This window comes from Desulfobacula sp., assembly GCF_021107415.1.
This window is the reverse complement of record NZ_JAIOSW010000164.1, coordinates 1-6764: the sequence shown is the minus strand read 5'-3', so window position 1 is coordinate 6764 and position 6764 is coordinate 1. Positions and strand designations below refer to the sequence as shown.

The following is a 6764-nucleotide window of genomic DNA, read 5'->3' as shown; positions in this document are numbered from 1 at the left end:
TGCATTCATTGAGCTTGAAGAGGGTGTTGAAGGACTCATTCACGTGTCTGAAATGTCCTGGACAAGGAAGATTCGGCATCCATCCCAGCGGGTAACGGTTGGTGAACAACTCGAAGCGGTTGTACTGGACCTGAAGCCGGATCACAGAAGAATTTCCCTGGGGATTAAACAGACTGTAGATAATCCATGGGAAGTTATTTCTCAGAAATATCCGGTGGGTACCATTATTGAGGGTAGAATTAAAAATATCACTGAATTTGGTCTTTTTATCGGAATTGATGATGATATTGACGGTCTGGTCCATATTTCAGATATTTCCTGGACAAAGAGAATCAAACATCCGTCTGAGGTATATAAGAAAAATGAAACTATCCAGGCAGTTGTTCTTGATATCGACAAATCCAATGAAAGATTTTCTCTGGGTATCAAGCAGACCCAGGCAGATCCATGGGAATCAGTGGCCCTGCGCTATGAAGTCGGTAAAGAGATATCCGGTGTTATCACTAATCTGACTGACTTTGGTGTATTTATCGAACTTGAAGAGGGTATTGAAGGTCTTGTTCATGTATCTGAAATCAGCAAAGAGAATGTCAAAAGTCCAAAAGATCATTACAAAATCGGTGAAACAATTACGTCTAAAGTAATGAACATCAACAGTGATGAAAGACGTATCGGCCTTTCAATTAAACGCCTTGAAGAAGACGATGATGATAAATATCTTGAAGAGTTTGCTAAAAACATGAAACCAGCCACATCCTCTTTTGGTGAAATTCTGAGAACCAATATTCAGGAGCAAATTGAAGCAAATAAAGTTCAGGATGTACAAAATCAGGACAGTGAAGAAACTGATCAACCCGACATTGATAAATCGGGAGATGAAGAACCTAAAAAAACTGAAAAAGAATAACACAAACTCGAACCTGTTGTTATCGAGTGCTAAATAGTGTATAAAGGCCGGACAACCTTAAAGTTGATCCGGCCTTTATTTTTAACCGATTATTAGGACTTTGATATGTTTGCCCGAAGACATCCATTCTTATTTTTCTTAATGATTATTTCATTCTGTTTCACTATTACATTCATAGGATTTCTTGTTTTTGTATCATTTGGTTCAAAAATGCTGAACACTCAATTTGCCAGGCAGTACACTTCATCCAGCGGCAATATCGGTATTGTAGAAATCAATGGAATGATATTGTCTTCAAAAAAAATTATTCGCAACATTAAGGTCTTTAAGGATAATAATGATATTAAAGCCATAATTTTAAGAATCGACTCGCCTGGCGGGGGAATTGGACCTTCCCAGGAAATCTATCGTGAAATCATGAAAATCAAAGCCGATAAAAAAATAATCACCTCCATGGGATCGGTTGCTGCCTCGGGTGGATACTATATTGCTTCTGCAACTGATGGAATAGTTGCCAATCCCGGAACCCTCACCGGGAGTATTGGGGTGATTATGGAATATGTCAATATTATGGAAATTGCTAAAAAAATCGGTATATCTCCTATTGTGATTAAAAGTGGTGAATTTAAAGATATGGGGTCTCCTTTAAGAGAACTTAAAGAATCGGAAAAGAAAATTTTTCAAGCACTGGTAGACGAGCTTCACCTTCAATTTGTTAATGACACTGCAACCGCAAGGGGTATGGATGTTCCGACAATGGCAACGCTTGCTGACGGGAGAGTTTATACTGGTCAAAAAGCTCTCAAGTTAAAATTGATTGACCGCCTGGGAAATCTGGATGATGCAGTCCAATGGGCAGGGGAAATGGCTAATATCAAAGGGGAATTAAAGCCTGTTTATCCCAAAGAAGATACAATTACTTTTTTCAAAAAACTTGCAGACACTTTATTCAAAGATATCAACATCTCCGGCACCGTAACGGATAATCTCAGGTATATCATCAATTAAAGAGACAACACTTGACGGAAATCCCGAAACAGGTCCGCCGTCAATAACCACATCAATGGTTTTTATGAAATAGTCATGAAGCAGTGATGGGTCTTCGAAAACTTGTCCATCTGGATGGGTGGCGCTGGTTGAAAGGATCGGGTGGCCAAGCCCATTAGCGATTGCCAAAGCAATCTCATTATCCGGGACCCTTATGCCGGCTGTTCTTCGCTTGGTCAGCATCATTTTTGGAACCAATTTTGAGCCGGTCAGAATAAATGTATAAGGTCCCGGCAATAGTCTTTTCATGTTTCTATATGCAAAGTTGGAAATTTTAGCATATTTGGAAATATTTTTTAAATCAGGACAGATAAAACTAAATGGTTTATTTTTATTACGTTGTTTTATGGCATAAATTTTTTCAATGGCTTTTTTATTCATAATATCACATCCGATACCATAAAATGTATCAGTTGGATATGCCACAATCCCGCCTTTTTTGATAATATCTACTACCCTTGAAATTTGACGTTCCTGGGGATTTTGAGGATTGATCTTTAACAGCATGAGTTATTCTTTATCCCGTTTTCCTTTGATTCATTTCCAAATTAAATAAATTTATACACACTAAAATCAGCAAGAGTTAAACTATCGATAAAAACTATTTATGTCAATCAATATTCATCTTGCTAAAAAGCATGATTTTTAGTAAGAGTACGTGTTTATATACTGATTTGATTTTTAAATAAGGCTGATGGTTTAAACCTCTTTAGATTGCCGGCTTAATAGTATCAATAAACATTTTCCTTTCCGGAGGTTAACTTATGTCTAATATAGTATTTGGGGAAGGGCTGTCATTTGATGACGTCCTCTTGTTACCCGGCTATTCAGCCATCCTGCCCGATGAAGTTAAGACCCATACACGCTCGACCAAAGAGCTTGCGCTGAATATTCCCATTGTCTGTGCGGCCATGGATACGGTTACTGAAGCATTGACCGCCATCAGTATGGCAAGGGCAGGGGGATTGGGGTTCATCCATAGAAACTTAAGTATTGAAGAGCAGTCAATTGAAGTTGACCGGGTAAAAAAATCGGAAAGCGGAATGATTGTTGATCCCGTTATAGTCCATCCCGATGTTCCCATTTCAGAAGTTTTGAAAATTATGGCCAAATACAGGATCTCCGGTATTCCTGTGACTGAAGAGGATAAGCTTGTCGGTATTGTGACCAACAGGGACTTAAGATTTGAGACCCAGCTTGAAAAACCTACAAGAGAAGTGATGACCAGTGAAAACCTGGTGACTGTTCCGGAAAAATGTACCCTTGAAGAATCTAAAGTTATGCTTCACAAACATAGAATTGAAAAGCTTCTGGTGGTTGATAAAGCAGGTAAGCTCAAAGGGCTGATCACCATAAAAGATATTGAAAAAATAAAAAAATATCCTAATGCATGCAAAGACTCTTTAGGACGGTTAAGGGCAGGCGGTGCCATAGGGGTTGGTTCCGACATGATGCAAAGGGTTGAAGCCTTGTTAAAAGCAGGAGTGGATGCCCTTGTCATTGACACGTCCCACGGCCATTCAAAAAATGTAATTGATGCAATTAAAACTATAAAACACAGCTTCCCAGCCTGCCAGCTTATTGCCGGCAATGTAGCGACGGAAGCGGGTGCCAAAGCCTTGATAGATGCGGGAACTGATGCGGTAAAGATCGGTATTGGTCCGGGTTCCATTTGTACGACCCGTATTGTTGCAGGCGTGGGTGTGCCGCAATTGACGGCTATTCAGAACTGTAAAGAAATTTCAAAGTCAACCGGAGTTCCCATCATCGCCGATGGGGGTATCAAATTTTCCGGTGATATTTCCAAAGCCCTGGGAGCCGGTGCTGATTCGGTAATGCTGGGAAGTCTTCTGGCAGGTACAGAAGAAAGCCCGGGTGAAATGGTTATTTATCAGGGCCGTTCTTATAAGGCATACCGAGGGATGGGCTCTGTTGAAGCCATGAGAAAGGGCAGTTCAGATCGGTACTACCAGAAAGATACAGGTCAAGACGAAGAACTTGTTCCTGAAGGTATTGTCGGCAGAATCCCCTATAGAGGAACAGTCAGAGAAAATATTGTACAGATGATTGGCGGACTCAAGGCCGGTATGGGATACCTGGGAGCGGCTACAATTGATGAACTTCATGAAAAGGCAAGATTTGTTAAGATCAGTTCAGCAGGGCTTAAGGAAAGCCATGTACATGATGTTATCATTACCAAAGAGGCGCCGAATTACAGGGTTGAAAGCAGTTAAACGAGAATGACTAAATCACAATTTTATCACCTTCATCTTCATACAGAGTATTCACTTCTTGATGGCGCCATAAGGCTGGACTCCTTATTTAAAAAATGCCATGAATATGGAATGGACGCCGTATCCATGACGGATCACGGCACCATGTTCGGTGTTGCAGCATTTTATGAAAAAGCCAGGAAAGAATCCGTCAAACCGATTATTGGGTGCGAAGTCTATGTGGCCCCCAGAACTTTGAATGACAGAACCCAGTTGGATCACAAGGGATTGACCCATTTGGTTCTTCTGGCAAAAGACCGTGAAGGATATACCAATCTTTGCAAACTAGTATCCATTGCACAACTCAAAGGGTTCTATTATAAGCCAAGAATTGACAAGGAATTACTTGTTAACCATTCAAAAGGATTGATCGGCCTTTCTGCCTGCCTTAAAGGGGACATTCCCCAAAATATTATCCAGAACAGGATGGATGCTGCAGATGATGCAGCCAAATTTTATCTGAATACTTTTGAAGAGGGAAATTTTTTTCTGGAGGTCCAGGAAAATGGAATGAAAATTCAGCATAAGGTCAATGAAGGACTTCTTGATATCAGTGGGCGGCTGTCTATTCCCATGGTGGCCACCAATGACTGTCACTATCTTTCCAAGGGTGATGATAAAGCTCATGAAATACTGCTTTGCATTCAGACAGGAGACACTGTTACCAATCAAAACAGATTTAAATTTGATTCTGACCAGCTTTATTTTAAATCTCAGCAGGAGATGATCGAAACGCTTGGTCATTATCCGGGAGCCATTGAGAACACAAGACAAGTGATGTCTAAATGCAATGTTGAATTTGATGACAAGACCTATCACTTCCCGCGATATGCCACATCCAAAGAAGAATCTGAGGATGAGATTTTTAAGAAAAAAGCCATGGAAGGGTTTGAAAAAAAGCTTAAGATCATCAAAACTTCAAATCCAGATATTGACGAGCAGGTTTACCGGGATCGAATTGAGTATGAGATCGGTGTGATCCTTGGTATGGGATTTCCCGGATATTTTTTAATTGTTGCTGATTTTATAGAATACTCAAAAAAGATCAATGTACCTGTGGGGCCTGGAAGGGGATCTGCTGCTGGCTCCATGGTGGCCTATGCAATGGATATTACAGCCCTTGATCCCATAGAGCATGGACTGATCTTTGAAAGATTTTTAAATCCTTCCCGTATGAGCATGCCGGATATTGATGTGGATTTTTGTATCGAAGGACGGGATCAGGTTTATAAATATGTCATTGACCGGTATGGCGGTCCTGAGTATGTCTGCCAGATTATAACCTTTGGAAAGCTGAAGGCCAAAGCTGTCATCAGGGATGTGGGCAGGGCTATCGGGGTTCTTTTATCCGAAGTGGATGAAATTGCTAAAATGATCCCGGATAATGCCAAGAACCTGACAAAGGCCATTGAAGAAGTCCCAAAAATTCGGGAAAAATGTGCTGAGTCCGAAGAAAAAATCCAGATGCTGGAAGTATCTCTTCTTTTGGAAGGGTTGCCAAGACATGCCTCCACCCATGCAGCCGGCGTTGTGGTTTCTGATAAACCTTTGAACGAATATCTGCCACTGTATAAAGGTAAAGAGGGTGAAACCGTGACCCAGTTTGACATGAATTATGTTGAAAAGCTGGGGTTGGTTAAATTTGATTTTCTAGGGTTAAGAAACCTTACTGTTATAAAAAATTGTATCGATCTGATTAAAAAACAGGGGAAAACACCACCGGATCTTTTAAATCTTGATTACACTGATGCCAAAACCTTTGAGTTGTTGCAAAGAGCCGACACCACAGGTGTATTCCAGCTTGAAAGTTCCGGCATGAAGGATCTGATTTCAAGACTTAAACCGGCAAGCTTTTCAGATATTGTCGCTCTGGTGGCCCTTTATCGCCCGGGTCCTTTGGACAGTGGTATGGCAACTACCTATGTTGAGAGAAAACATGGGCATGAAGACGTGGTCTACCTTTTTAATGAACTTGAACCGGTATTAAAAGAAACCTATGGGGTGATTCTTTACCAGGAACAGGTTATGAAAATAGCTGCTGTGATTGCCAATTATTCAATGGCAGATGCAGACGGACTTCGAAAAGCCATGGGGAAAAAGATAGTTTCCATGATGGAAGAGCATCGAGCGCTGTTCCTGAAAGGGGCTAAAGAAAATAACCATGATCTTAAAAAGGCTGCAGAACTTTTTGATTTGATGGAAAAATTTGGTGGATACGGCTTTAATAAGTCCCATAGTGCGGCCTATGCCCTCATCGCTTATCAAACGGCTTATTTAAAGGCCAATTTTGCCCTTGAGTTTATTGCGGCCTTAATGACCAGTGAGAGAAATAATTCTGATGCTGTTATCAAATACATGGATGAGTGCCGAAGACATGATATTAAAGTTTTACCGCCGGATGTAAATAAAAGTGACGCCCATTTTATCGTGTCTGACGGATGCATTAGATTTGGTCTTGCTGCAGTAAAAAACATAGGTGATGCAGCCATTGAGTCCATTGTTGAATCAAGAAGCAAAGAAGGTGAATACGAAAGCAT

Annotated in this window: 5 protein-coding genes; 4 read left to right on the top strand and 1 reads right to left on the bottom strand. The window is 40.7% G+C overall.

The window, feature by feature from the left end; genetic code table 11:
* Both K8S13_RS09030 and sppA read left to right on the top strand, forming a co-directional pair.
* A partial coding sequence (locus K8S13_RS09030) for a S1 RNA-binding domain-containing protein (protein WP_291462076.1) occupies positions 1–907 on the top strand: 907 nt, incomplete at its 5' end.
* A gap of 105 nt (positions 908–1012) precedes the next feature.
* Positions 1013–1915 (top strand): signal peptide peptidase SppA, encoded by a 903-nt coding sequence (sppA, locus tag K8S13_RS09025; RefSeq protein ID WP_291462074.1) that lies wholly within the window; start codon positions 1013–1015, stop codon positions 1913–1915.
* Here sppA and K8S13_RS09020 read toward each other — a convergent pair.
* Positions 1853–2461: an L-threonylcarbamoyladenylate synthase gene (locus K8S13_RS09020; RefSeq protein ID WP_291462072.1), complete on the bottom strand. Its 609-nt coding sequence runs from the start codon at positions 2459–2461 to the stop codon at positions 1853–1855. The genes sppA and K8S13_RS09020 overlap by 63 nt on opposite strands.
* 257 nt (positions 2462–2718) lie before the next feature.
* Between K8S13_RS09020 and guaB the strand changes: the two genes are divergently transcribed.
* Together guaB and dnaE are read left to right on the top strand one after the other, a co-directional pair.
* The gene (guaB, locus tag K8S13_RS09015) at positions 2719–4188 is read left to right on the top strand and encodes an IMP dehydrogenase (RefSeq protein WP_291462071.1); all 1470 of its coding nucleotides are present in this window, start codon (positions 2719–2721) and stop codon (positions 4186–4188) included.
* A 6-nt stretch (positions 4189–4194) separates the two neighbouring features.
* A partial coding sequence (gene dnaE, locus K8S13_RS09010) for a DNA polymerase III subunit alpha (protein WP_291462070.1) occupies positions 4195–6764 on the top strand: 2570 nt, incomplete at its 3' end.